The following is a 25,737-nucleotide window of genomic DNA, read 5'->3' as shown; positions in this document are numbered from 1 at the left end:
CATGACCGCCCATCGCAGCCGCATCGAAAGCTTCTCCAATCCGCTGGTCAAGCGGATGCGCCTGCTGCGCGAGAAACGGCACCGGCGCGCCGAGGGGCTGTTCCTCGCCGAAGGGCTGCGTATCGCCACCGAAGCGCGCGAGGCGGGGGTGCTGCCGCACTGGCTGTTTCTTGCCGACGAAGGTGCGGGCCATCCGCTCGCGAAAGCGCTGGTCGAGGCGACCCTCGCCAGCGGGGGGGAGGTGATCGACACCACGCCCGCGATCCTGTCCAAATTGTCGGGCAAGGATAATCCGCAGACGATCGTCGGCATTTACGCCGAGCCGAAGACGCGCCTCGCCGACCTCGATCGCGCCGCCGCGCCGATCTGGCTCGTCGCCGAGCGGCCGCGCGACCCCGGCAATCTCGGCACGATGCTGCGCACCGGCGACGCGGTCGGCGCGGGCGGGCTGATCCTGCTCGATGACTGCACCGATCCCTATGCGGTCGAGGCGGTGCGCGCGAGCATGGGGGCGATCTTCACCCAGCGGCTCGTGCAGGCGCGCTGGGACGAGTTCCTGCCTTGGCTGCGCGGCGGACCGGGCGAACTCGTCGCGACCTGGCTCGGCGGCGACACGCAGGATTATCAGGCGGTGCGCTATGCCGCGCCGACCTTTATCCTGATCGGCAACGAATCGCAGGGCCTGCCCGCCGACTATGCCGCGGCCGCCGATGTGCGGGTGAAGATGCCGATGATGGGCAAGGCCGACAGCCTGAACGCCGCGGTTGCGGCGGCGGTGATGGCCTATGAGGTGCTGAACCAGCGGCGAAGCTGAACGGCGGTTGGCGAGGCCGTTCAGCGCGCGGCCATTCGCGGGCGCTTAACGGCGGCTTCGACAATCTCGTCATACCGGAGCAATATCCGGGTGACGTCGAACGAAAGGCTTTGTTGTGACACGCATCCTCCCCCTCATCGCCCTGCCGCTGGTCCTTGCCGGCTGCGCCGCTTCGGGCACCCCGCAGGCCCCCGGCGAAAAGCCCGCGCCAGCCGCCGCCTATATGGCGGTCGGCACCGAGCCCGGCTGGACGCTCGAGATCACGCCCGAGCGGCTGTCCTATGCCGGCGACTATGGCGAGACGAAGATCGCGGTGCCGAACCCCGGCGCGACGTCGGCAGCGAACGGCCAGACCTATGCCACCGGCCGGCTGTCGGTCGCCATCGAGCATCGCGCGTGCAGCGACGGGATGAGCGACCGCCGCTATGCCGACACGGTGCGCGTCACTGCCGACGGCAAGACTGTGCAGGGCTGCGGCGGCGCGATTCTGCCGCCCGACACGCTCGCGGGGTCGAACTGGACCTTCGTGTCGATCGGCGGGGCGCCCGTCGCGCCCGACCGGCCGACCTCGCTGGCGTTCGACGGCACGCGCCTCAGCGGCAGCGCGGGGTGCAACCGCTTTTCGGGCGGCTATACCGCCGACGGCCGGGCGCTGACCGCAGGGCCGCTGATGGCGACCAAGATGGCGTGCCCGGGCGCGGGAATGGATCAGGAACGGGCGTTCTTCAGCCTGATGGCGACGCCGGTCAGCATCGGCTTTCCAAGCGACGGTACGATGGAAATTACCGGCACCAATGGACAAACGGCGGTGTTGAGGCGCGCGATCTAGTCGTTCGCGCCGCTCGTGCCCGAAAGCTTGGCGAGCGGGCGCGCAGCCTGTTCGGCGACGGGGAGCGCCGGAATTTCGCGGTCCCCCGTCTCGACGTCGAGCGCCTCGAAGCGCTTGGCCTGCGTCAGCACCTGCGATTCGAAGCTGCCGACGAAGGCATTATAGGCCCCCGTCGCCTGGTCGAGATTCTTGCCGACCCGCGCGATATGCGATCCCATCACCGACATGCGCGCGTAAAGCTCCTTGCCCAGCATCGCGATCTCGCGCGCCTGCCCGGCGAGCTTTTCCTGTCGCCACACCGCCGCAACGGTGCGCGCGATCGCGATCAGGTTGGTCGGCGTTGCGAGCAGCACCTTGCGCTCGAACGCATAATCCCAAAGCTCGTGGTCCTGGTCGAGCGCCGCGGCAAGGAAATGCTCGCCGGGGACGAACATCACGACAAAGTCGGGGGTGTCGTCGAACTGGTTCCAATAGGATTTGGCGCCGAGCAGATTGACGTGCGTCTTCATCGCCGCGGCGTGCGCCGCGAGATGCACCGCCTTCTCGCCCTCGTCGACCGCGCCGAACGCATCCTGATAGGCGTTCAGCGAAACCTTGGCGTCGATGACGAGGTTCTGCCCGCCGGGCACCTTCACCACCACGTCGGGGCGCAGTCGCCCGCCATCACCGTCGGCGACGCTGACCTCGGTCTGGAAATCGGCATGTTCCGAAAGCCCGCAGCTTTCGAGGACGTTGCGAAGCTGCTGTTCGCCCCAGCGGCCGCGCGCCTTGGGCGCGTTGCGCAGCGCATTGACGAGCTTCGCCGCCTCACTCGACACGCGCTCGGTGCCTTCGCGCATCGCGGCGATCTGCCCGTGGAGCAGCCCGAACGCGTTCTGGCGTTCCGCCTCGACCTTGCCGACCGCGTCTTCATATTTCTGCAATCGGTCGTGGACGGGGGTAAGCAACGCCTTCAGATTCTGCCCCGCGCTTTCCTCGCTCTGGCGAAAGCGCGCGTCGGCGCGTTCGAGAAAGGCCTTTTGCGCCTCGCCGAGCATCACTTGCCCGACCTCGCGGAACTGTGCGGTGAGCGCCGCCTGCGCCTCCTTGAGTTGCGCGATCTGCGCTTCGTGCGCCGCATCGCGCGCCGTCTGCTCGGCGAGCAGCGCGGCCAGCCGGATGTCGGCGGCCTTGCGCGCTTCGGCCTCGGCCGCAAGGTCGGTCACCGCGACCTTGAACCGATCGGACAATCCGTCGCGCTCGGCCTTGAGCGCCCCCGCCTGCCGCCCGGCGAACAGCCAGCCAATCAGGCCCCCGAGAAACAGGGCGACGAAGGCGGCGAGCAGCGGCATGGCGTTCATGCCCGGAACATAGGACGAACAGCGCCCGTCTGGCTACCCGCTATTTGTCCATCGGCGGCCAAACCGGCGCATAAGGCCGGGGGCCGTCATATCACGATGGTAAAAAGGGCTCGATGGCCGATACTATCATCCCGAGTCGCCCGTTGACGGGTTGCCAAATCCGATCGGAGAAAATGATGAAGCACCGCGCCCTCGTCAGCCTGGTCGCCATCGGCCTTGTCACTCTGTGCGGTGCGGCGCAGGCCGGGGCGCCGACGCCGGACGCATCGCCGCCGAGCGCATCGGCCCGAGATGCGGCGGCAAACGGCGAGCAACAAACGGCGGCCGACCATCTGGCGGCACAATTCGCCGAAAGCTGGAATCGGCGCGATGGCAAAGCCTATGGCGACGCCTATTGGGACGATGCGGAGTTGGTCGATCCGTCGGGGCAGGTCTGGTCCGGCCGGGCGGCGATCATCCAGACCCACGTCGACCTGTGGAAAGGACCGGCCCGGGACACACATATGACGGCGCAGGTTCGCAGGGTTCAGTTCCTGACCGCCGACCTGTTCATCGTCGATATCGACACGGCGGCAAGTGGCTTCTCGCCGCCGCCGCCCGGAGCGCCGAACGGCGTGGTGAGAACGCGCCTCAAGCATGTCGTGCAAAGGCGAAACGGCGAATGGAAGATCCTCGCGTCGCAAAACACCTTCGTCGCGGGTCCACGATAGATCGGTGACCGCCTGGCGTTTTCCAATCAGGCGGAATCACCGGACGATTTAGAAAACGCGGATTTTTCCCATTCGGGGGGAAGAATCGCCCGATAGGCTCCGACATCGGCGGCGCCGCCGATCGTCACGCCCTGTGTGAGCAGCCAATAATGGCGCACGATCTCCGCCTGCTGCTCAAGCCCGTAGCGGGCGAGCGGCCAGCCCGGCTTCAGACTGTAATCATAGGTCGCGAAGGGGTGCCGCATCAGCACCAGATACCAGCGTCCGCGCTGCTGCGCCTGCCAGACGTGGGTCATCTCGTGAAGGAACAGCCCCTTCGCCTTGAGCTCCTCGGCCCGGCCGCCGACCGGACAGGCGAAATCGTCGCAATAGACGCCGCCCCTGGGGTGGAAATGCAGGTCGCCCATCGGCGCCATGACGATCCGGCGCGGCTGGAAGAATATCCATTTATAGTGGCACACCCGCACGCGCGCATAGTCGATCGCGGCGCCGAACACGGTCCGGGCGAGCACGATTTCTCCCTCGGTCAGGGGGCGCGACGGGCGCGGCATCAAGACCCCGTCATTGCGAGGAGCCAAAGGCGACGCGGCGATCCAGAGCGGGCCAGAGCGGGCGGGAACCAGCCTGGATGGCTTCGCTTAATGTGTCCCGAGCGCCTGCAAGACAGTCGAAGGGCTCGCAATGACGAAGAGGCGGGTACCACCCTTATTTCTTTGCCGCGTCGGCCGATCCATGATCCATCGCGCCATGATCCATCGTCATGCCGCCGTCGGCACCGTCGGCGGTCGGCGCCGGCTTGATCGGCAGGTCGAACAGGATGCGTTCATTGTCATTGTTGGTGAAGACGAAGGCCATCGGCAGCTTGCCCGCGCGCACCGCGGCGCCGTTGATATGCCAGATCATCAGATGCTTGCCACCCGGCTTGAATTCGAGCTTGCCCTTTGCCGGGACGGCGGCGCGGGCAAGCGGCTTCATCGTCACGATGCCGTTTTCCTTGACGCTTTCGTGCATCTCGACCCGCTGCGCGAGATCGGCGGTCACCGCGACCAGTTCGACGTCGCGCGGGCCGCCCTCGACGGTGAAATAGCCTGCCGCGGGGCTGTCGGGAGTCGCCCCCATCTGGATATAACCCGCGACGACGTTGAGCGGCTGCCCCGCGCCCAGATTCTTCTCGCACGCGGTCAAGCTGAGCGCTGTGGCGGCTATGGCGGCTATGGCAAAGGGCTTCATGATGCTTGGGACTCCCGAAATGCGTCAATTCTTGCACCCCAGATAAGCCGTCAAAACCCTTGTGCCAAGGCAAAGCGCACCTATATCGCCCCCATCAAATCAACGCACGGCGCGCCGTTTCAGAGCGCCGAATGAAGCAACAAGGACAAAAATACCCATGGCCAAAGTGATCGGGATCGACCTCGGCACCACGAACAGCTGCGTCGCGGTGATGGAAGGCGGCAAGCCCAAGGTTATCGAAAATGTCGAAGGCACGCGCACGACGCCTTCGATCGTCGCCTTCGCCAAGGACGGCGAGCGGCTGATCGGCCAGCCGGCGAAGCGCCAGGCGGTCACCAATCCCGAGAATACTGTTTTCGCGGTCAAGCGCCTGATCGGCCGCCGCTTCGACGATCCCATGACCAAGAAGGACATGGAACTCGTCCCCTATACCATCGCCAAGGGCACCAACGGCGATGCGTGGGTCAAGGCGGGCGGCGAGGATTATTCGCCGTCGCAGATTTCGGCTTATATCCTTCAGAAGATGAAGGAAACCGCCGAGGCCTATCTGGGCGAAAAGGTCGAGCAGGCGGTGATCACCGTCCCTGCCTATTTCAACGACGCGCAGCGCCAGGCGACCAAGGACGCCGGCCGCATCGCCGGCCTCGAAGTGCTGCGTATCATCAACGAGCCGACTGCGGCGGCGCTCGCCTATGGCCTCGACAAGACCGAGAACAAGACGATCGCGGTCTATGACCTTGGCGGCGGCACCTTCGACATCTCGATCCTCGAAGTCGGCGACGGCGTGTTCGAGGTGAAGTCGACCAACGGCGACACCTTCCTCGGCGGCGAGGATTTCGACAGCAAGATCGTCGAATATCTCGCCGACGGCTTCAAGAAGGACGAAGGCATCAACCTGCGCGGCGACAAGCTGGCGCTGCAGCGGCTGAAGGAAGCCGCCGAAAAGGCGAAGATCGAGCTGTCGACCGCGCAGTCGACCGAGGTCAACCTGCCCTTCATCACCGCCGACGCCAACGGGCCGAAGCATCTCGTCAAGACGATCACCCGCGCCGACCTCGAAAAGCTGGTCGAAGAGTTGGTCAAGCGCACGCTTGAACCGTGCAAGAAGGCGATCAAGGACGCCGGCATTTCGGCGAGCGAGATCGACGAGGTCGTCCTCGTCGGCGGCATGACGCGCATGCCGCGGGTGCGCGAAGTCGTGAAGGATTTCTTCGGCAAGGAACCGCACACCGGCGTTAACCCCGACGAGGTCGTCGCGATCGGTGCCGCGATCCAGGCGGGCGTGCTGCAGGGCGACGTCAAGGATGTGCTGCTGCTCGACGTCACCCCGCTGAGCCTTGGCATCGAGACGCTGGGCGGCGTGTTCACGCGCATGATCGATCGCAACACCACGATCCCGACCAAAAAGAGCCAGGTCTATTCGACCGCCGACGACAACCAGTCGGCGGTGACGATCCGCGTGTTCCAGGGCGAGCGCGAAATGGCCGCCGACAACAAGGCGCTCGGCCAGTTCGACCTCGTCGGCATTCCGCCGGCGCCGCGCGGCGTGCCGCAGATCGAGGTGACCTTCGACATCGACGCCAACGGCATCGTGTCGGTCCACGCCAAGGACAAGGGCACCGGCAAGGAACAGCAGATCAAGATCCAGGCCTCGGGCGGGCTTTCCGACGCCGACATCGACCAGATGGTCAAGGATGCCGAGCAGTTCGCCGAAGAGGACAAAAAGCGCCGCGAGGCGGCCGAGGCGAAGAACAACGCCGAAAGCCTGATCCACACGACCGAGCGCCAGCTCGAAGAGCATGGCGACAAGATCGACGCAGACCTGAAGGGCGAGATCGAAGCGGCGGTGGCCGAGGCCAAGACCGCGGTCGAAGGCGGCGATCCCGCCGCGATGACCGAAAAGTCGCAGGCGCTCGCGCAGGTCGCGATGAAGCTCGGCCAGGCGATCTACGAGAAGGAACAGCAGGCCGCGGCGTCCCCCGGCGCCGACGATGCCGGCCAAAATGCTGATGGGGCCAAGGCCGACGAAGATGTCGTCGACGCTGAATTCTCGGAAGTCGAAGACGACAAGAAGTAAGGCTCTCATCCCTATGCCGCTCGTGTTGAGCCTGTCGAAGCACCGACCTTCTTCCTTCGGGAAAGAACGGGCCTTCGACAGGCTCGGGACGGGCGGTTATGGGAAGCGAGGTTAGGGGCATCATGTCGCTCGACATCGATTATTACGAATTGCTCGAAGTCGAGCGCACCGCCGACAATGCGGCGCTCAAAGCGAGTTACCGCAAGCTGGCGATGCAATATCACCCCGACAAGAATCCGGGGTGTCACGACAGCGAAGCGCGCTTCAAGGCGATCAGCGAAGCCTATGACTGCCTGCGCGACCCGCAGAAACGCGCCGCCTATGACCGCTTCGGCAAGGATGGCGTCAACGGCGCCGGCGGTTTTAGTGGCGGCGGCAATGGTGATTTCGGCGACATTGGCGATATTTTCGAATCGATCTTTGGGTCGGCCTTCGGCGGGCGGCAGCAACAGCGCGGTCCCGCCCGCGGCGCCGACCTGCGCTACGACATGGAAATCCGGCTTGAGGACGCCTTCACCGGCTGCTCGCGCGACATCCAGGTCGACGTCGCCGCGCGCTGCGAGGCGTGCGACGGGTCGGGCGCGAAGCCCGGCACCAACACCAACCGCTGCTCGACCTGCGCCGGTCACGGCAAGGTGCGCGCGCAGCAAGGCTTTTTCATGGTCGAGCGCACCTGCCCGACCTGCCAGGGCGCGGGCGAGGTGATCGCCGACCCCTGCAACAATTGTCACGGCGAAGGCCGCGTCGATCGGCGCAAGACGCTGACCGTCACCATCCCGCCGGGGGTCGACGAAGGCACCCGCATCCGCCTGTCGGGCGAGGGCGAGAGCGGTGCGCGCGGCGCCGCGCCGGGCGACCTCTACATCTTTCTCCACATGGCGCGGCACAAGGTTTTCGAGCGCGAAGGCACGACGCTGTTCACCCGCGCGCCGATCAGCTTCACCACCGCCGCGCTCGGCGGGTGCATCACCATCCCCGGACTCGACCGCAAGGGGCACGAGATCAATATTCCTGTCGGCATCCAGTCGGGCAAGCAGCTTCGCCAGCGCGGCGCGGGCATGCCCGTACTCAACGGCCGCGGCCACGGAGACCTTGTCGTTCAGGTCGATGTCGAGACGCCGACGAAGCTGAGCGCGCGCCAGAAAGAGCTGCTTGCGGAGTTCCGCGAGACCGAAACCGGCGACGAATGCCCCGCGAGCCAGGGCTTTTTCGGGCGCATCAAGGAAATGTGGGACGATCTGACGGAGTGAGCTGTCCGTCGCCCCCGCCTGCGCGGGGGCGACGAGAGGTTTAGCCGATCTCGTCCCTCAATTCGTCGATCAGCGCCTTCACCTTCGGTAGCCGATCCTCCTCCTCATCAAGGATCGCGTGGAACGCGCGCCGCTTGATCACCGCCAGTTCGTCGGCGGGCATGGCGCGCTCGCCCGTTACGCTGCTCGATACGATGTCGATCAGCCGGTCGGCGCCGTGGAGGCGCCCCCAAAGATAGTCATTCTCGCGATAGGCGCGGCTGAAGAAGGCGCCGAAGCTGTTGAACTCGACCCCCTTGAGCATCGCCGCCGCGCCGCCGGTGCGAATCGCGGTCGCGTCGGACGGGGAGATGCGGTCGATCTTGATCGGGTCGAACTCGTCGAACCCCTCGCCCTGGAGCAGCGGCAGCGTCGCGATGTCGTAGAAAGGATAGCCGAGATAGGCGAGGAGCAAAGTGCGCCGGTCGTCCTTGGGCAGGCCGCCGAGCGCGTCGGCGACGAGCGCGTCGGCTTCCTCGTCGGCGTGGATCAGGTCGCGGTGCGCCGCGATGCCGTCGAGCCATTGTCCCGCATCGGCGTCGGCGGCCACGTCGATGCTGGCAAGCCAGCTGTCATTCTGGCGCTCGAGATAGACGCCGAGCGCGGTGAAGATCGCCTCGCGCATCGCGTCGCACGCCGGATCGCGTGTGTCGCGCTTTGCCTCGACCACGCGGTCGAGCTCGCGCGCTAAGAAGCGCAGACGGCGGATACGAAAGCCGAGGTCGTGGCTGCGGAAAAAGACCACCGCATCGTCGCTCGCCCCCGCGCCGCGGCGGCCCGAGAGCCGGTCGAGCCCGCGCGCGCGCGCCTCGTCCCAGATCGCGGCCCGCCGATTGCGACGGTGGATATCGCCTTCGGGGGGCGACAGCCGATCGACGACGCCGACCAATTCCTCGACGATCGCCGACAGTTTGACGTGACCATAGGGCGCAAAGGCGAAACCCGCGCGGACCGCCGCCTGATCCTGCGCCCTGGCGCGCCATTTCCGCAGCCTCGCCGCGGTCGGCGTGTCGAGGAAAAAGGTGGTGCCGAACAGCGCCGCCACCTGTTCCTCCACCTCGACCTTCATCGCGTCGACGATATGTTGCATGCGGCGGATACGGCGCGACATGCCCTCGATTGCCTCGACATTCTCGCGAATCGGCTGCTCGCGCGGGATTTCGGACAGCGCGCCGAGGATTGTCGAGAGGAAGCCGGGGAGCTTCGGCGCCCCCCCTTCGGGCACTTCGCCGGGCTTGCCGAAGCTGATCGCGCGATAGTCGGGCTTGGGATCAATATAGACGAAGCGTCGATCGACTTCGCGCCGCGCCGGCCGTTGCTTGAGCGCCGCGATCGCGGGGCGAAACGGCGCATTGGCGAGCACCGAACCGTCGATCAGCACGCGATCGGCCGGATCGCTTTCGCCGCCCGCGGGAAGCTGGGTGCGGATGAAGGCGTCGCGGGCGGGCCAGGCGATTCCGCGCCGGTGGAGCACCCAGTCGAGCTCGCGGAGCGTGAAGGGCGGAAAGGCGCCCGGAAAGCTTGCGGTCGCGCGCGCCGCGGCGGCGAGCCCCGGCACGTCGTCGAGGCTTTTCCCGGCGCGCGCATCCTGCCGGAAATGCAGCATCAGCCGATGCTCCTTTTCGGTGACGCGCGGCGGGCTGTTGAGCGACAGGGGGGCGCTGTGCCCCGCGAAATCGGTGACCGATACGAACAGGTCGACGGGCTGGCCCGCGGGCAGCAGCGCCGGCCCCTTCGGTCCTGCGTCCATCGCGTCGAAAGCGTCGAGCAGCAAATTCGAGAAAGTCTCGCCGCCGAACGGCGGCTCGAACCAGCGCGCACGGACGAAACGCGACAGCTTGGCGCGCACCTCGCCCTGCGCGCCTGCGCCGACCGTGCGATCGATGACGTTGCCGCGCCGCTTCATCGCCCAGCCGGCGATCGGCACCGCCCAGAATTTGGTCGCGGCCGACAGCGGCCGCGCGTCGGGGTCGAGCAGGCTGTCGACGTCGGCGTCCTTCAGCCACAGCTCGGTCAACGGATCGAGCGAGTGACCGCCGGCGATCGCGCGCGCCAGGAAAATGCCGTTGATCCCGCCCGCGCTCGCCCCCGCGACGATGTCGGCCAGCACCCGCAGCTTGACCCCGCTCCGCGCGGCGATCGCCGCGAGCAACTCGCCATAGACGCGGCCCGATCCGTTCTGCGCCGCGCCTTCGTGAAAAGCGCGCGAGGCCGCGGACAGCCGCCAGACCTCCTTGGTGATGCCGTGCATATAGACGGCGAGGCTGATGCCGCCGTAGCAAATCAGGGCGAAGCGTAGTTCCTTTTCGCGCATTGCAAGGGTGATAGCGCGCTTTGATGCCCCGCGTCACCCCGCTACGGCGACGTCCGATTTGGGGTGGGGAGCGGACGTTGCCAGTTCCTCCCCGGAACGGGGAGGTGGCAGCCCGCAGGGCTGACGGAGGGGTCGAAACCTCTCGTCAGAACGCACCGCTGCGACCCCTCCACCACCCTTCGGGCGGTCCCCCTCCCCGTTCCGGGGAGGAATTGGCAACGCCAGCTTTCGATCGAAAGCCGTCATAAAGATAGAGGTAAAATTTCTTGCATTTGCGATTGTGTCGCACTAGCGGCCACTCCGGAACAGGAGTTGAGAATGAATCGCAAATGGCTCGTCGCGGCGTTGCTCTCGAGTGCGCTTTCCACCCCCGCCTTCGCACAGGATGCCGCGCCCGCCGGTGACAAGGCGGGGCGGGACGACAGCATCGTCGTCACCGCGGCGCGCACCATCCTGCCGCCGAGCGCGCTGCCGCTGACGATCGACGTGATCGGCAAGGACAGCCTCGACCAGCAGCTCGCGATTTCGGGGTCGGTGACCGATGCGGTGTCGAACCTCACCCCCAGCTTTTCGCCGACGCGGCAGAAATTGTCGGGAGCGGGCGAAACGCTGCGCGGGCGCTCGCCGCTCTATGCGATCAACGGTATCCCGCAATCGACCCCGATGCGCGACGGCAGCCGCGACGGCTTCACGATCGACGGCTTCTTCGTCGACCGTGTCGAGCTGATCTATGGCTCGAACGCCTTGCAGGGGATCGGCGGCACCGGCGGCATCGTCAATCAGGTGACCGTCGGCGCGCCGAAGGAAGAGGGGCTCGGCGGGCGTTTCCTGCTGCAAGGCACCGCCGACGACGGCTTCAGCGGCGACGGCCTCGGCGGCAAGGTCGCGGGGCTCGTCCAATATAAGGCGGGGCGCTTCGACGCGACCGTCGGCGCGGCGTGGGAAAAGCGCGGCGCCTTCTACGACGGCGAGGGGCGCCGCGTCGGGCTCAACCTGACGCAGGGCGAGACGCAGGATTCGCGGACGCTCTCGCTGTTCGCGCGCCTCGGCTACGAGCTGTCGTCGACCGCGCGGCTCGACCTGATCGCGAGCCGCTTCGAGATGAAGGGCGACGGCGATTATATCGCGCTCGCGGGCGATCGGCTGACCGGGGTTCCGACAAGCGCGGTGCGCGGCGGTCCGCCGGGAGAATCGGCGCAGAACCGCACCGAAAGCGTTGCTCTGTCGCTGACCGACACCGACCTTGGCGGCGGCAATTTCGTCAGCCAGATCTTCTTCAACCGCAGCCGCGACACCTTTGGCGGCGAAGTGAAGACGCAGGCGACCTTTCAGGATCCCGCGCTCGGCCCGGTCGGCACCCTGTTCGACCAGTCGCAGAACCGCAGCCGCAAATTGGGCGCCAAGTTCAGCTATGAGCGCGCCGTCCCCGGGTTCGAGGCTCTGACCGTCACGCTCGGTTTCGACGCGCTCGTCGACAAGACCGAGCAGGCGCTGATCGCCACTGGCCGCGTCTGGGTGCCGCCGAGCGATTTTCGCAGCCTGGCCCCTTTCAGCCAGGCCAACCTCAAGCTGTTCGACGGTCTCGTTCGCCTTGCCGGCGGGGTGCGCTGGGAAAATGTCCAGATCAAGATCGACGATTACCACACCCTCGCCTCGACCACCTTCGTCGCCTGCACGGCCACCGTCACCACCAATTGCGGCCTGCCCACTTATGGCGGAGTCGCCGTCGCGGGCGGCAAGCCCAAGTTCGACGACCTGCTGATCAATGGCGGCATCATCATCGAGCCGTGGCAGGGCATCCGCGCCTATGCGAGCTATGCCGAGGGTTTCACCGTCCCCGACATCGGCCGCATCACCCGCGCGGTGAAAGACGGCGGAATCGACATCGACAATTTCCTCGACATCTCGCCGATCGTCTCGAACAACCGCGAGATCGGCGTCGAGGTGAAGCGCGGGCCGCTCGACGCGACCGCCACCTATTTCTGGTCGTCGAGCGACAAGGGCCAGCTGCTGATCGCCCGCCCCGACCGCATCTTCGACGTCCAGCGCCAGCGCGTCGAGATCGAGGGGCTCGAGGTCAATGTGCGCGTCGCGATGCCGATCGACGGGCTGAAGCTCGGGGTCGGCTATGCGCATATCCAGGGCAAATATGACAGCGACAGCGTGAACCCCGACGGGATCGTCGACACCGACCTTGACGGCACGAACATCTCGCCCGACCGCCTGAACCTCAACGCGAGCTACAACAAGGGGCCGGTCTCGGCGCTGGTGCAGACCCAATTCTTTCTGGGCCGCACCTTCCACGGCAAGGCGAACCCCGATCCGCGCAACAGTTTCGGCGGCTACGCCATCACCGACGCCAGCTTGCGCTATCAGACCGGCTTCGGCGGGCTGAGCCTCAGTGTCCAGAATCTGTTCGACAAATTCTACATCGACTATTCGAGCGACACGCGGCTGCCGACCGATAATCTCGCTTATTTCGCGGGGCGCGGGCGCACCTTCGCGCTGGGGTGGGATTACCGGTTCTAGGATGATGAGCCTGCTCGACACGCTCCACCGCTGGACCGGCGGCCTGATCGGCCTTCTGCTCGCGCTGATGGGCCTGTCGGGCACGATCCTGCTCCACGAGAATAGCTGGATCGCCCTGCCGCACGCGAACGATCCGCTGCGCGGCGACCTGCCGACGGTCGTCGCGGCGACCGAACGGCTGATGGCGATGCCGGGCGCGCAGGGCATCATCTATGCCGACGAGCGCTTCGGGCTCCACCAACTCCGCTTCGGCAAGCAGGCGGGTGCCTATGCCGCCCAGTCGGGCGACATCGTCACCCGCTGGGCAAGCCAGTGGGAGCGGCCCGAACTGTGGATCTTCGACTTCCATCACCATCTGTTTGCGGGCGACAACGGCGAGTGGGTGATCGGCATCGCGGGGCTTTGCGGATTGTTCTTCATCGTCACGGGCGTGATCCTGTGGTGGCGGACGCGGCGCACCTTTCGGCCCCGTCTCTTGCCCAAGCGGATGAGCCGCCCGTCGATCCTCTGGCACCATCGCGACCTCGGCATCCTGGCAGCGCCCCTGCTGCTGCTGTCGGTGGTCACCGGCACGATGATGATCTTCCAGCCCTTTGCGGCGATCGTCATCGCACCGTTCGGCCCCGTGGCCGAGACCGCGAAGGCGCTCGAACCGCCGCGGTATAAGGGCGGGCCGCTCGCCGCAAAGCCCGATTATGCCGCGATGCTCACCGAGGCCCGCCGCCGCTTTCCCGATGCCGAGTTCCGCATCCTCAGCCTGCCGCGGGGGGCGGGCGACCCGATCATGCTGCGGATGCGCCAGCAGGCCGAATGGCTGCCCAACGGCCGTTCGACCCTGTGGTTCGACGCCGAAACCGGCAAGCTGCTCGGCGCGCGCGACGCGCTCGCGATGCCGCCGGGGGCGCAGGTCTTCAACATGGCCTATCCGGTCCATTCGGCGAAGGTCGGCGGGCTGCCGTGGCGGCTGGTGATGAGCGTGTCGGGCCTATCGCTGACGATGCTCGGCAGCTTCGCGGTGTGGACCTTCTGGTTCCGCCGCCCGAAAGCGGCGAAGTGGCGGGTGAAGGCGGCGGCGCTGGCTTCGGCCTGATCGTCGCCCGCGAAGACGGGGGCGACGGTTTACTCGTTCGAAAACTAAACAGCCTATCCACCTCGCTTGCATAGCTTTTCGGCCCCTGGGGGCTATCCAAAGCGGGCAGGGTAGCGCATAGGGCCGCCGCAATGCACAAAATGACCGAATCCCCCCAGCGGCGCCGTATGCCCGGCGACCGCGAAATGGTGTTCATGATGGCGATGGTCATGGCGCTGAACGCACTCGCCATCGATTCGATGCTCCCCGCGCTGCCCGCGATCGGCGAGGGGCTGGGGGTCATCGTCGCGAACGACCGGCAATATGTCATCTCGACCTATTTGTTCGGGATTGGCGCCGGGTCGCTCGTCTATGGCCCGCTCTCCGACCGTTTCGGACGCAAGGGCGTCCTCGTCCCGGCGCTGTTCGCTTATGTCGCTTTCTCGATCGGTTGCGGGCTCGCGACGAGCTTTCCGATGCTGCTCGCGCTCAGGTTCGGGCATGGGCTGATCAGCGCCGCGCTGGGCGTGACGGTCGTCGCGGTGATCCGCGACCTGTTTTCGGGCGACGCGATGGCGAAGCGGCTGTCGATGATCTTCCTGGTCTTCATGATCGTCCCCGCGATTGCGCCGACGATGGGGGCGGGAATCACCGCCTTTGCGAACTGGCGCGCGATCTTCATCGTCCTTGCGGTGATGGGCTGTGTCATGCTGCTGTGGCTGCGCCGTCTGCCCGAGACGCTGGCGCCCGAGGATGTCCGTCCGCTCGATGCGCGGACGATGATCGCGGGCTGGGCGACGGTGACGCGGCACCGCCGCGCCGCGGGTTATATGGTGGCCTCGGCGATGATGCAGGGTGCGCTCTACGGCTATCTCAACAGCAGCGAGCAGATCATCGCCGAGGTGTTCGGGGCGCAGAGCTGGTTCCCGCTGGTCTTCGCCTGCGTCGCGGCGGGAATCGCGATCGCCAATTTCTCGAACGCCGCGATCGTCGAGCGCTTTGGCGCGCGCCGGGTGTCGCAAAGCGCGAGCTTCGCCTTCATGGTGACCTCGATCGTCCAGATCGCCGTCGCGATGAGTGGCGCCGAGACCTTGTGGATGTTCACCGCGTTGATGATGGTCAACGTCGGCCTGATCGGTTTCATCGGCAGCAATTTCGGATCGATCGCGATGGAGGATTTCGGTCATATGGCGGGCGTCGCTTCCTCCTATCAGAGCTTTGCCAAGACGTTGCTTGCCGCCGCCATGGGGGCGCTGATCGGCCAGCTTTATGACGGCACGACGCTGCCGCTCGCCTATGCCTTCCTCGTTTCGGGGGTGGTCGGGCTGGCGTTCGTCTTCTGGGCCGAGCGCGGCAAGCTGTTCACGCGCCCCGGAACGGCGCCGAAGTCACCCTATTGACGCCAAAAAAGAAAGGGGGCCGAAGCCCCCTTTCGCATCTCTATTAGCTGAACGAAGGAGCGGGCGGAACCGGCGGCGGCGGCGCGTCCGGGTCATCCTCATGCACTTCGACGATGCCTTGGCCGACATGGCTCTTGCGATAGCCATAGAGGAAATAGACGACCAGACCGATGCCGCCCCAAACCGGCAGCACCAGCTGCGATTCCAGCGGCAGGTTGAAGAACAGGCCCACCGTGCCGAGGATCGTCAGCGGCGCGACGATCCAGATAAACGGGGTCCGGAATGGACGGTGCCGCGCCGGCTGGGTCCGGCGCAGGACGAGCACCGCAATCGCGACCATGAAGAAGGCGAACAATGTTCCCGAGTTCGAGATGTCGGCGAGTTTGCCGACCGGAAGAAATGCCGCGAAAATGGCGACCGCGACGCCCGTGATCATCGTGACGATGTGGGGCGTCTTCCAGCGCGGGTGAATGGCCGAAAGTTTCTGCGGCAACAGCCCGTCGCGCGCCATCACGAAGAAGATGCGCGTCTGGCCGAACAACATGATGAGGATGACCGAAGGCAAGGCCAGGAAAGCCGCAAGGCCGATGAGGTTGCCGAACCAGGGATAACCGATTTCGCGCAGGACAAAAGCCAGCGCTTCCTTCGAGCAGACGAGCGGCTCGTTGCCGGCGGCGAGCAACGACTGGCACTGGGCGGCGAAGACGGTGGTGCCGGGCTGGATCACCTCGCCGGCCGCGCCGACGATCGGCTGTGCGCCGACCGTCCCGATCGCCCCCGCCGCGACGAGCAGGTAGAAAATGGTGCAAATGCCAAGCGATCCGATCAGCCCGATCGGGACGTTGCGCTGGGGATTTTTTGTTTCTTCCGCAGCCGTGGACACCGCGTCGAAGCCGACATAGGCGAAAAAGATCGATGCGGCGGCGCCGACCGCGCCAAGACCCGTTGCGCCGCCGTTGCCGAACCAGCCATTGGGGAGGAAGGGGTCAAAATTCTGGCCCTTCATCATCGGTAGGGTCAGCACGATGAACATCGTCAGCGCGGTGACCTTGATGGCCACCAGCACGGCGTTGACGCGCGCCGATTCGGTCGTGCCGATCATCAGCAGGAGCGTGACGAGGAGGGCGATGACGAGCGCGGGAAGGTTGATGAAACCGCCGGGCGCATAGGTTCCGACCGTCAGCCAAAGCGGCAATTCTATCCCGGCATTTGCCAATAGTCCGACGAAATATCCCGACCAGCCGACCGAAACGGCACTGGCCGCCACGGCATATTCGAGGATGAGAGCCCAGCCGACCATCCAGGCGAGAAGTTCGCCCATGACCGCATAGGTATAGGTATAGGCGCTGCCCGAAACGGGGACCATCGAGGCCAGTTCGGAATAGCAGAGCGCAGCGACGGCGCAGACCAGGCCGGCGATGACGAAACTCCACATCATGCCAGGGCCCGCCTTTTGCGCGGCCTCGGACGTCAGCACGAAAATGCCGGTCCCGATGATCGCGCCGACGCCCAGCAGCGTCAATTGTATCGGCCCCAATGTCCGCGTGAGCGATTTCTTTTCGGCCGTCGCCAAGATGGCGTCGAGCGATTTGACGCGACCAAATATCATGCGAATATCCCCTTGTGGGGCGCCCGTGCGGCCCCCTCTCCTGGCAGCGCAGACTAAACGCTCCGCGCGTCAGCGCAACTTAATTTCAGAGGCGCGGCGCACGCTCTATCGCACCGTGAAGCGCACACGGTCGATCATCCGCCCGCCGGGATCGACGAGCGCCAGCATGTGGGCGCCGGGGCGGGGCAGGATTTGCGGGCCAGCGTCGGCGTCGCCGAGCGGCTTCTTGTCGAGGATCAGGCGAAAGCCCGCGACGTCGCCGCTGACGAGAACCGCGAGGCTTTGGCGATCGAGCGGGATGTCGGGGTCGAGCGCATAGACGCTGCCGCTGACCGGGCTGGTGATGCGCGGGCGGCGCGCGGCCTGGGGCGCCGCGGCGATTTCGCTCTGCGCGGTGCCGCGGAGGAAATATTCGCGGCGCGGCGGTTCGCGGGTGCCGGGAAGCGTGACCGGGCGGACCTCGACCCCCGCGGGCCTTTTCGGGGGCTGGCCGGGGTGTCCCGCGTGGAGCGCCATCATCACGTCGCGCCACACCGGCGCGGCGCCCGACGTGCCCGAAACGGCGCGCATCGAATCGCCCTCGAGATTGCCGACCCAGACCGCGACGGTGTAGCGGTCGGACCAGCCGACGCACCAATTGTCGCGCATGCCCTTCGAGGTGCCGGTCTTTGCCGCCGCCCAGAAGGGGAGGCGCAGCGCGCTGTCGGCGCCGAAGGCGTCGGCGCGGGCCGAGGCGTCGGCGAGGATGTCGCCGACGATGAAGGCGGCGCCGGGATTGACGATCTGGCGCGGATGTTGGCGAAAGTGCTGCGTAGAGACGAATCGGACTGGCGACCACTTTCCTAGATTCGCCAATGTTCTGAAGGCGTTGGCTTGTTCTACCAGCGAAACTTCGGCCGAGCCCAAAGCGAGGCTGAATCCGTAATATTCGCCGTCCTCGACGAGGCCGTGATAGCCGAGCGTCCACAGGCGGTCGCGGAAAAGCTGGACATCGTCGATGACGAGCGTCCGCACCGCGGGGACATTGAGCGAAGAGGCGAGCGCGTGACGGACGCTGACCGGCCCCTGGAAGTTGTGGTCGTAATTCTTGGGCACATAAAGGCCCGAGGCGGTGTCGAGCTGAACCGGGCTGTCGTCGAGGATCGAGGCGGCGGTCAGCCAGCCATGCTCGATCACCTGCGCATAGAGATGCGGTTTGAGCGTCGAACCTGCCTGCCGCCGCGCATTGGCGCCGTCGACCGCGGCGGCGGTCGATTTCAAACCGACGCCGCCGACATAGGCGAGGACATCGCCGGTGGCATTGTCGAGCACGACGACCGCGCCGTCGCGCACCCGGCCCGGACCGAGCCCCGCGAGCTGGCGACGCAGCGCGACGATCGCGGCGGTCTGGATGCGGCGGTCGATGGTGGTGGTGACGCGCTTGCCGGGCCGATCGAGCAGGCGCGTCGCGAGATGCGGCGCGAGCCCGGGGTCGAAGCGCGCCGCCTGCTCGCCCGAGACGAGCGTCGCGGCGGCGGCGTCGATCGCGCCGCAATCGGTGGCCCTGGCGATACGGCAGGCACGGCGGGCGAGCGCGTCGGCCTTCGCGGCCGGGTTGGGAAGCAGGCCCGCGAGCAGCGCGGCGTCGGTGCGGTTCATCTGCGCCGGCTTCTTGCCGAACAGGCTCTGCGCGCCGGCGCCGATCCCCTGCGCTTCGCCGCGCAGCGGCAGGAGATTGAAATAGGCCTCGAGCATCTGTTCGTGCGTCCAGGTCGATGCGAGCGCCTGCGCGGCGCGCATCTGGCGGATCTTGGCGAGCCAGTCGCGCCGGCCGGGCTGGGCGAGTGCGGGGGCGAGGAAGGCGGCGAGCTGCATCGGCAGCGTCGAGGCGCCGCGCGTGCTGCCGCCCGCCCCCCCCATCGTCAGGCGCGCGCGTATCGCGCTGGCGATCGCAAGCCAGTCGACCCCGCCGTGCGACCAGAAGCGATGGTCCTCGGCGGCGACGACGGTGTCGCGCAGCGCGGGGCTGATATCCTTCAGCGGCACCCAGGCGAGACGGCGGCGCTCGAAATTGACGCGCTCGCTGTCGAGCAGGCGGCCGTCGCGGTCGTAAAGCCACGCCTCGCTGGGTTTCCAGTCGGCGCGGACGGCGGCGTAATCGGGCATCGCCGGCGGACGGGTGAGGAGATGCGCGATGGTGACGAGAATGAGCGCGGCGAGGGCGAGCCACGCCAGCGCGTCGAACCAGCGGCGTTTGCGAGGATGTTTCCCGCCTTCAACCGTCTTTGCTGAACTCGTCATGCTGAACTCGTTTCAGCATCCATGGCCCGGCATCGCCTTCGGCGCGGCGCGGGCGGCGAAGGCAGGCCATGGACCCTGAACCAAGTTCAGGGTGACGAGACTTGGATGAAGGCGGCGTTCTATATTTCCCGTTCGCATCGAGCGAAGTCGAGATGCCCATCGGTCGCGCGCGCCTTCGGGGTGTCTCGACTTCGCTCGACACGAGCGGAAAAGGGAGAAACGGTTTCTCATCACCGCGCCGCAGCCGCGACCGTCATCGGGGCGTTGGGCCACTGGCCGCGGATCGCGGGCGAATACATCGCCTCGACCCGCGTCGGCGGCAGGGTGAAGCGTCCCGAGCCGTTCAAGCGCACGACATATTCGACCGCGTGGGTGCCCGCGGGCATCCAACCATAATAGCCGCGCCAGCTATCGTGGCCGCGTTCGACATAGCTCGGCTGTCCATTCGATCCGTTCGCCTGCGCCGCGAGCATGTCCGACTGGCCGCCGAGGTTGCCGACGATCGTCGCGCCCGGCGGGATCGGGTCGTTGACGACGACCCAGGTCCGGCCGGCCGCCGCGACGACCTCGATCCGCACCTTGATGACGTCGCCGCGCGTCAGGTGACTGGGGTCGGCGGCCTTGACGATGCTGACCGAACGCTTGATCCGGTAGCCCGCGTTGAGCGGTTCCTTGAGCGGGACCGCCGCCTTGACGCTGACCGTCGCCCATGGCGCGCCGGTGCCCTCATGGCTGAGGCTCATCGTCGCCGCCGCGAGCGCGACGCGCAGCGGCGAGGGGGTTTCAGCGGGGAGCGGCCAGCTTTGCGAGGCGGTGGCGCCTGCGAGGCTGATCTTCGTCACGCCGGTGATCGCGCTTGCCGGATAGAGGGCGGCGAAGCGGCGGACGGTGACCGCGCCCCACGCATTGGCGGGGGTGGTGTCCCAATGGCCCCTGCGCTGGCGCTGCGCGACACCGACCATCAGCTTGCCCGCGTCATCCTCCCACCCCTTGCGGCCGAGCACGGCTTCGAGCGTCTTGATCGCCATTTCGTCGCCGCTCGACATCATCCACCACGGCGCCTTGGCATCGTCGACGAGGTCGAGGCGCGTGCCTTCGTAGACGAGGCGCTTGCGAAGTTCGGCTTCGGCCGCGGTCCTGAGTGCCGCTGCATTGCGCACGCCCGGCGTGCGTTCGATGGCAACGAGCCAGTCGGCGAGGGTGCCGGTCGCCATGTCGGCGGGCGCCATGTCGATCGCCGCGACAAGCCCGGCGTTCGACGCATTGTTGCGCGCGAGCGCGGCGAGCGCCGCGATGCGGACCGGGCGGATGTCATAGGGGCCATAGCCCTTGCGGGTCAGCCGTCCTTCGATCACCGCTTGCAGCGCCTTGACCATCCTGGCCTTCGAGGCCTCGGGGATGGCGAAGCCGTTCGCCGCGGTGATCGCGAGGACATAGGCGGTGAGTTCGGGCGAACCCTCGATCCGGTCGCTCGGCCAGTAACGCAGCAGCCCGTCGTCATCGAGATAGGTCGGCATCGCCCCGGCGAGCGCCTGCCACCGCCCGAGATCGCCGAGCGCGATCGCGCGCGAGGTCGATTGTTCGAAGCAATTATAGGGGTAGATCGCCATATAGTCGCGCACCCCCGCGAGCGGCGGCGCGAGCGTTCCCGCGAGCGCGATGTCGACATGGCCGCCGGGCAGCGCGCCCGTCGGGATCGCGATCGGCAGCGTGGTGTCCGGACCGACGCGGAACAGGCTGGCGGCCCAGGTTTCGACCGGCACCGCGGGCTCGACACTCTGTTCAAAGACGAGGCGGTCGCGCGCCTTGCCGTCCTTCGACACCGCATCGACGGTCCACTGGATCGGGCCGACCTGCTCGGGCGCGGTCATCGACCAGCTGATCGGCACCGCGCCGCCCGCCGGGATCGTCACGGTGAGCGGCGGCGCGGTCGCGACCGCGGGCGACAGGGTCGCCGTCGCGGTGACCGTCATCTCCTTGTCGGTGCCGTTACGGAGCGTGAAGCGCGCGTCGAAGACATCGCCGGTGCGGACGAGATCGGGGAGGCTGGCGAAGACGCCGAGATCCTGCACGGTGCGCACGCTCGTCTCACCGGTGCCGAAATATTGCGAGCCGTCGGTCGCGATCGCGACGAGGCGGAAGGCCGAAAGATTGTCGGACATCGGCACGTCGATGCTCGCGCGGCCCTTGCTGTCGAGCGGGACATGGCCCTGCCACAGCAGCACGGGTTTGAAATCCTCGCGCGTCAGGCCCGACAGGTCGCCGCCGCCACCACCACCGGGTTCGAGCGCCTTGCGGCCGTAATGGCGCTTGCCGACGACCTGCATCTGCGCGGTCGAGGTGAGGACGTCGAGCGTGCGTTCGCCCATCATCGCGTCGATCAGCTTCCAGCTTTCATTGGGCGCGAGCTGGAGCAAGGCCTCGTCGACCGCGACGAAAGCGACGTCGGCGCCGGCCGCGGGCTTGCCGGTGGGGGTCTTGACCTCGATGCCCACTTTGGCGGTTTCGCGGATCGCGTATTTTTCCTTGTCGGCCTTGACCTTGACGCCAAGCTGATGGCCTTCCCAGCCGACCTTGGTCCGCGCGATGCCGAGGCGGTAGCTCGGCTTGGCGAGGTCGACGAGCGCGGTCGCGGGCGCGCCTTCGCTCTTTTCGATCTGGAAACCCGCGGCGCGTTTCAGCTTGCGGAACCAGCCTTCTTCGCCGGTGACGCGGCCGCGCACCGCCATCACCGAGACATAGACGTCGGGGGCGTAGGTGGCGGGAAGCTTGACCTTCACGACCGGATCGGTGCCCTTCAAGGGCACGACGAAGCTGGAGAGCACGCCCTCGCGCTCGACGGTGACGAGCGCGGTCGCTTCGCGGAACGGCATGCGGACCTGGAAGCGCGCGGTGTCGCCCGCCTTGTAGCGCGGCTGTTCGGGGATGACGTCCATGCGGTCGCCATTGTCGCCGCCGAACCACCAGTCATCGTCGCCCGCGAGCCAGACCGAGCGCACCGCGCGCGCTTCGTTGCCGTCGGCGTCCTGGGTGGTCGCGACGACGCTGATCTCGCCCGAGATGCCGGGCGCCATCGCGCAGCTTGCGCGGCCGAGCCTGTCGGTCGTCGCGGTGCAACCGGTCGCGAGCTTGGTCGTGCGCATCTGGTTGTCATAGGCATAGAAGCCGCCGATCAGGCGGCGCCGCGCGGTGATGATCTCGCGATTGTAGAGCGCGACCTGGATGCGCTGGCCCGAAATCGGCTTGCCGTCGAGGTCGAGCGCGACGAATTTGAGGCGCAGGTCGTCGTCGCGCATCAGCCAGCCGTCGGTCTTGAGCCCGAGGCGGACCGCCGAAGGGTAGAGGGTGATGCGGCGGCTGGAGGTCAAAGTCTCGCCGTTCGCATCCTCATAATCCATCTCGACCGCCATCTGGGTCGGCTCGACGATCGGCTGATCGACGGTGATATGGGTCGTCGCGGTGCCGTCGGCGCCGAGCGTCAGCGGCAGCGAGCGCGCGAGCGGCATGTCGGCCGCGGGCTCCTCGCCGCTGTCGTCGAGCTGGATCACGCCTTCCTTGACCGGCTGGCCGTCGAAATCCCAGTCGCGATAATCCTCCGGCGCGGCCCAGGCGGCGCGGAAATTGGTGCGAAGCTCGACCGGCAGGCCCGGTGCCGGGCCGCCCGACAAATAGCCGACGAACAGCGACAGCGGCACCTGCGCCGGGCGCACGAGCGACGCCTTCGGCCCGGTCACCGTCGCCTTCATCGTCGGCAGGCGATATTCATCGACGCGCACCGACTGGTCCGACCAGATGCTCCTGTCCTTGCCGTCCTTGTCCTTGGTGACGAAGACGAGCTCATAATCGCCCATCGGGGCCGAGGCGGGGACGTTCCATACCGTCTCGCCGCTGCCGCCCGCGTCGATGGCGAACGGCATTTCGAATTCGGTGTCCGAGCCGCGATGGACGAGGCGGAGCTTGCCCGCCATCGGCTGCGGGGTGGAGAAGCCGGTGCCGACCGGGCGGCGCAGGATGTGCTTCATATGGACCGTCTCGCCCGCCTTGACGAGCGCGCGGTCGAAGAGGGTGTGGAGGATGTCGCTGCGTTCGGACCAGCCATAGGGCAGGTCGAAGTCATAGGGGCGGATGCCGTCGCCCCAGCCGGTGAGCGTGAAGCTGAAATCATCGCCCGCGCGCGCGGAAACCATCAGTTCATGGCCCTCGCTGTTCGCGGGGTCGGGATCCTTCTCGCAGCTTGCATAGGTTTCGGGCTGCGGCAGGCCGTTCGGGAAAGCGAGGCGGCCCGTCTTGTCGGCGGTGCCGCGCGCGAGCAGGCGGCCGGTGCAGCTGTCGGTGACGCGGACATCGGCGCCCGCAACGGGGAGGCCGGTGTCGAGCGCGGTTACCCAGGCGAGCGAGCTTTCGCGGCCCCATTTGAAATGGACCGCCATATTGGTGACGAGCGCGGTGGTCGCGACATAGCGCGTCGCCTTGCGGCCGAGCAGCGCGGCGCCCAGTTCGGGGCTCGCGATCTCGACGACGTGGAAACCCTTTTCCGCCAAGGGAATGCCGACGACCTCGAACGCCTTGCCGCCGGCGGGCGGGGTCAGCGTCAGATTGCGGCGGTTGCCGCCCGCGGGGGCGCCGTCGAACACCGATTTGGTGCCGGTGTAATTGACCGTGACGTCTTCGCCCTTCGCGTTCTTTTCCTCGCGATAGTCGGTGTCGTCGGCATCGGCGACGCGCTTCAGCCAGCGCGCGACCGCGGCGTCATCGTCGCCGACCTTGAGCGCGGTCGCGGGCATCTGGAGGTTGGCCTGCACCAGCGACGCCTCGACCCCGCGCACGGTGACGGGCAGCACGCCGCCCTCCGACGCTTCCAATATGCCGAATTCGGCGGCGAATTTGACGATCGGCGGGGCGGTGTCGATGTGGAATTTCAGCGGGAAGTTCGACTGATTCTGTAGCCTGCGGCCGCTCTGGTCGGAAACGTCGGCGGGCAGCACGAGCGTCGCGTCGACATTCTGCGGCAGCGGGCCGTCGAAATGGACACGCTCGAGAAAGGCGTCGTTCCGGTCGTCGTCGTCGATCTTTGCCGCGATGATCTTGCCGTCGGTGGTGCGCAGTGTCGCGGCAAGCGCGATATCGCGCGCGACGGGGGCGGCGAAGCTGACGTTGACCGGCTTCAGCGGATTGCAGCCCGCCTGCGGATTGACGCGGCTGCATGACATTTTCGCGGTGAAGGCGGGGCGGACGTCATAGTCGAAGCGCTGGTCGCGGCCCGCGGTGCGGCCGGGAACGCCCGCCTGCGCAATGCGCGCGTCCCAGACGAGCGCCATCTCGCGCCCCGGCGGCAGCGGGCGGCGGCACTTGACCGGGACGACGCGGTCGAGCGCGGCCTCGCGGTCGGCGCCCGCGGCGGGCAGGCGCAGCGGCAGGCCGGCATCCTCGGTGAAGCTTTGCGCCGACCATTGGTCGCCGAGACCTTCGAGAATCGTGGCGATCGTCTCGCGCTTCAGCACATCGACCGGAATCTTCTCGCCGATGCCGTCGACCGCGCAATAGGCGAAGCGGCCGACCGAGGCGCGGTCGGCGGCGACATTGGTGGCGACGAGGAAGATCTGGTCCTCCTCGATCCCGCCATAGCCGCCCCCCGCGAGCACCGCGCGTGCCGAGGGGCCGCCGGTATCGATTTCGAACCGGCCGTTGCCGACGACATTGACCCCGCGCGCGGTCGCGAGGCCGTCGCGCAGTTCGACGTGGCAACTCACCCCGCCGGGAAGCGATGTTTCGAATTCGAGCACCCAGGTGCGCGTGTCGACCCAGCGGCCGTCGGCGGGCACCTTGCAGTCGTGGGTCGCGGGCGCCCTGGCGCGGGGATCGCCGAGCGGGACCATGTCTTCGGAAAAGCGCAGCGTGAAGCGGCTGATCGTGCCGTCGCCGCTGCCCGACGAGCCGGGGGTCGCGAGCGTGACCTGCGGGACGGTGTCGCCGCCCGCCGCGACAAGCGCCGCCGCCAACGGGATCATCAGGGCCAGACGCACCTTGCCGGCAAAAGTCTTCGCCAGCGCCTGCCATCCCGTTGCCATGCGTCGTCTCCCCGGTGAGCCCAGACCTATCCTGCTGGAAACAGGGGCATGAGTCCACCCGTCGCCGCACGGCGCCCACGGTTAATCGCAATCGGGGAAAAGGCTGTGACAGCGAGCATAGACAGGCGCGAAAACAAGATCGTCGCCCCCCGCCTGCGTGGGGGCGGTGGTTTCCCATC

Annotated in this window: 15 protein-coding genes; 8 read left to right on the top strand and 7 right to left on the bottom strand. The window is 67.0% G+C overall.

The genetic code is table 11. The annotated features are described in order from the left end of the window. The first annotated feature begins 1 nt into the window (after window position 1). The gene (locus CVO77_RS13825) at window positions 2-814 is read left to right on the top strand and encodes a TrmH family RNA methyltransferase (protein WP_105999532.1); all 813 of its coding nucleotides are present in this window, start codon (window positions 2-4) and stop codon (window positions 812-814) included. Between the two features lie 115 nt (window positions 815-929). After that, window positions 930-1,643, top strand: coding sequence for an META domain-containing protein (locus tag CVO77_RS13820; protein WP_105999531.1), 714 nt, complete (start codon window positions 930-932; stop codon window positions 1,641-1,643). Here the strand turns inward: CVO77_RS13820 and CVO77_RS13815 are convergent. Beyond that, entirely contained in the window at window positions 1,640-2,983 is a 1,344-nt protein-coding gene (locus tag CVO77_RS13815) for a DNA recombination protein RmuC (protein WP_105999530.1), read from the bottom strand. The genes CVO77_RS13820 and CVO77_RS13815 overlap by 4 nt on opposite strands. Before the next feature lie 176 nt (window positions 2,984-3,159). Between CVO77_RS13815 and CVO77_RS13810 the strand changes: the two genes are divergently transcribed. Then, window positions 3,160-3,693, top strand: coding sequence for an SgcJ/EcaC family oxidoreductase (locus tag CVO77_RS13810; protein ID WP_158258071.1), 534 nt, complete (start codon window positions 3,160-3,162; stop codon window positions 3,691-3,693). Window positions 3,694-3,719: 26 nt separating this feature from the next. On the opposite strand, the gene CVO77_RS13805 is transcribed toward CVO77_RS13810, so the two are convergent. Together CVO77_RS13805 and CVO77_RS13800 are read right to left on the bottom strand one after the other, a co-directional pair. After that, complete coding sequence (locus CVO77_RS13805; RefSeq protein ID WP_105999528.1) at window positions 3,720-4,244, bottom strand: vgr related protein; 525 nt, start codon at window positions 4,242-4,244, stop codon at window positions 3,720-3,722. A 154-nt stretch (window positions 4,245-4,398) separates the two neighbouring features. After that, window positions 4,399-4,923 carry a copper chaperone PCu(A)C gene (locus tag CVO77_RS13800; protein ID WP_105999527.1) on the bottom strand — a complete coding sequence of 175 codons (525 nt, stop codon included), beginning with the start codon at window positions 4,921-4,923 and terminating at the stop codon, window positions 4,399-4,401. A gap of 157 nt (window positions 4,924-5,080) precedes the next feature. Between CVO77_RS13800 and dnaK the strand changes: the two genes are divergently transcribed. Then, window positions 5,081-7,000 carry a molecular chaperone DnaK gene (dnaK, locus tag CVO77_RS13795; protein ID WP_105999526.1) on the top strand — a complete coding sequence of 640 codons (1,920 nt, stop codon included), beginning with the start codon at window positions 5,081-5,083 and terminating at the stop codon, window positions 6,998-7,000. A gap of 122 nt (window positions 7,001-7,122) precedes the next feature. Further along, window positions 7,123-8,250 (top strand): molecular chaperone DnaJ, encoded by a 1,128-nt coding sequence (gene dnaJ / locus CVO77_RS13790; RefSeq protein ID WP_105999525.1) that lies wholly within the window; start codon window positions 7,123-7,125, stop codon window positions 8,248-8,250. A gap of 40 nt (window positions 8,251-8,290) precedes the next feature. Here the strand turns inward: dnaJ and CVO77_RS13785 are convergent, their stop codons facing one another. Next, the gene (locus CVO77_RS13785) at window positions 8,291-10,603 is read right to left on the bottom strand and encodes a patatin-like protein (protein ID WP_105999524.1); all 2,313 of its coding nucleotides are present in this window, start codon (window positions 10,601-10,603) and stop codon (window positions 8,291-8,293) included. Window positions 10,604-10,921: 318 nt separating this feature from the next. On the opposite strand from CVO77_RS13785, the gene CVO77_RS13780 reads away from it, so the two are divergent. The 3 genes from CVO77_RS13780 (at window position 10,922) to CVO77_RS13770 (ending at window position 15,601) form a co-directional block, all read left to right on the top strand. Further along, window positions 10,922-13,132: a TonB-dependent receptor gene (locus CVO77_RS13780; RefSeq protein ID WP_105999523.1), complete on the top strand. Its 2,211-nt coding sequence runs from the start codon at window positions 10,922-10,924 to the stop codon at window positions 13,130-13,132. A gap of 4 nt (window positions 13,133-13,136) precedes the next feature. Further along, window positions 13,137-14,222, top strand: coding sequence for a PepSY-associated TM helix domain-containing protein (locus CVO77_RS13775; protein WP_106000839.1), 1,086 nt, complete (start codon window positions 13,137-13,139; stop codon window positions 14,220-14,222). A 140-nt stretch (window positions 14,223-14,362) separates the two neighbouring features. Continuing rightward, window positions 14,363-15,601, top strand: coding sequence for a multidrug effflux MFS transporter (locus CVO77_RS13770; RefSeq protein ID WP_242445946.1), 1,239 nt, complete (start codon window positions 14,363-14,365; stop codon window positions 15,599-15,601). A 43-nt stretch (window positions 15,602-15,644) separates the two neighbouring features. Here CVO77_RS13770 and CVO77_RS13765 read toward each other — a convergent pair whose 3' ends face one another. The 3 genes from CVO77_RS13765 to CVO77_RS13750 all read right to left on the bottom strand — a co-directional run bounded on the left by CVO77_RS13765 (window position 15,645) and on the right by CVO77_RS13750 (window position 25,558). Beyond that, window positions 15,645-17,210, bottom strand: coding sequence for an amino acid permease (locus tag CVO77_RS13765; RefSeq protein WP_105999521.1), 1,566 nt, complete (start codon window positions 17,208-17,210; stop codon window positions 15,645-15,647). Window positions 17,211-17,315: 105 nt separating this feature from the next. Next, window positions 17,316-19,490, bottom strand: a complete 2,175-nt coding sequence (gene pbpC, locus CVO77_RS13760) for a penicillin-binding protein 1C (protein ID WP_105999520.1) — start codon at window positions 19,488-19,490, stop codon at window positions 17,316-17,318. Between the two features lie 230 nt (window positions 19,491-19,720). Further along, entirely contained in the window at window positions 19,721-25,558 is a 5,838-nt protein-coding gene (locus CVO77_RS13750; protein WP_105999519.1) for an alpha-2-macroglobulin family protein, read from the bottom strand. Between the last annotated feature and the right edge of the window lie 179 nt (window positions 25,559-25,737).

The sequence above is a fragment of the Sphingopyxis lindanitolerans genome, from assembly GCF_002993885.1.
Taxonomy (GTDB): domain Bacteria; phylum Pseudomonadota; class Alphaproteobacteria; order Sphingomonadales; family Sphingomonadaceae; genus Sphingopyxis; species Sphingopyxis lindanitolerans.
Note: the sequence above shows the minus strand (reverse complement) of the source record. Positions and strands in the feature narration are given on the sequence as shown.

Excerpts from the sequence above, each read along its gene's own strand:
- CVO77_RS13780 (WP_105999523.1), top strand. The coding sequence starts at position 10,922 with ATGAATCGCAAATGGCTCGTCGCGGCGTTGCTCTCGAGTGCGCTTTCC.
- CVO77_RS13765 (WP_105999521.1), bottom strand. The coding sequence starts at position 17,210 with ATGATATTTGGTCGCGTCAAATCGCTCGACGCCATCTTGGCGACGGCC.
- CVO77_RS13800 (WP_105999527.1), bottom strand. The coding sequence starts at position 4,923 with ATGAAGCCCTTTGCCATAGCCGCCATAGCCGCCACAGCGCTCAGCTTG.
- CVO77_RS13810 (WP_158258071.1), top strand. The coding sequence starts at position 3,160 with ATGAAGCACCGCGCCCTCGTCAGCCTGGTCGCCATCGGCCTTGTCACT.
- dnaK (WP_105999526.1), top strand. The coding sequence starts at position 5,081 with ATGGCCAAAGTGATCGGGATCGACCTCGGCACCACGAACAGCTGCGTC.
- CVO77_RS13825 (WP_105999532.1), top strand. The coding sequence starts at position 2 with ATGACCGCCCATCGCAGCCGCATCGAAAGCTTCTCCAATCCGCTGGTC.
- CVO77_RS13815 (WP_105999530.1), bottom strand. The coding sequence starts at position 2,983 with ATGAACGCCATGCCGCTGCTCGCCGCCTTCGTCGCCCTGTTTCTCGGG.
- CVO77_RS13785 (WP_105999524.1), bottom strand. The coding sequence starts at position 10,603 with ATGCGCGAAAAGGAACTACGCTTCGCCCTGATTTGCTACGGCGGCATC.
- pbpC (WP_105999520.1), bottom strand. The coding sequence starts at position 19,490 with ATGACGAGTTCAGCAAAGACGGTTGAAGGCGGGAAACATCCTCGCAAA.
- dnaJ (WP_105999525.1), top strand. The coding sequence starts at position 7,123 with ATGTCGCTCGACATCGATTATTACGAATTGCTCGAAGTCGAGCGCACC.
- CVO77_RS13775 (WP_106000839.1), top strand. The coding sequence starts at position 13,137 with ATGAGCCTGCTCGACACGCTCCACCGCTGGACCGGCGGCCTGATCGGC.
- CVO77_RS13750 (WP_105999519.1), bottom strand. The coding sequence starts at position 25,558 with ATGGCAACGGGATGGCAGGCGCTGGCGAAGACTTTTGCCGGCAAGGTG.
- CVO77_RS13805 (WP_105999528.1), bottom strand. The coding sequence starts at position 4,244 with ATGCCGCGCCCGTCGCGCCCCCTGACCGAGGGAGAAATCGTGCTCGCC.
- CVO77_RS13770 (WP_242445946.1), top strand. The coding sequence starts at position 14,363 with ATGACCGAATCCCCCCAGCGGCGCCGTATGCCCGGCGACCGCGAAATG.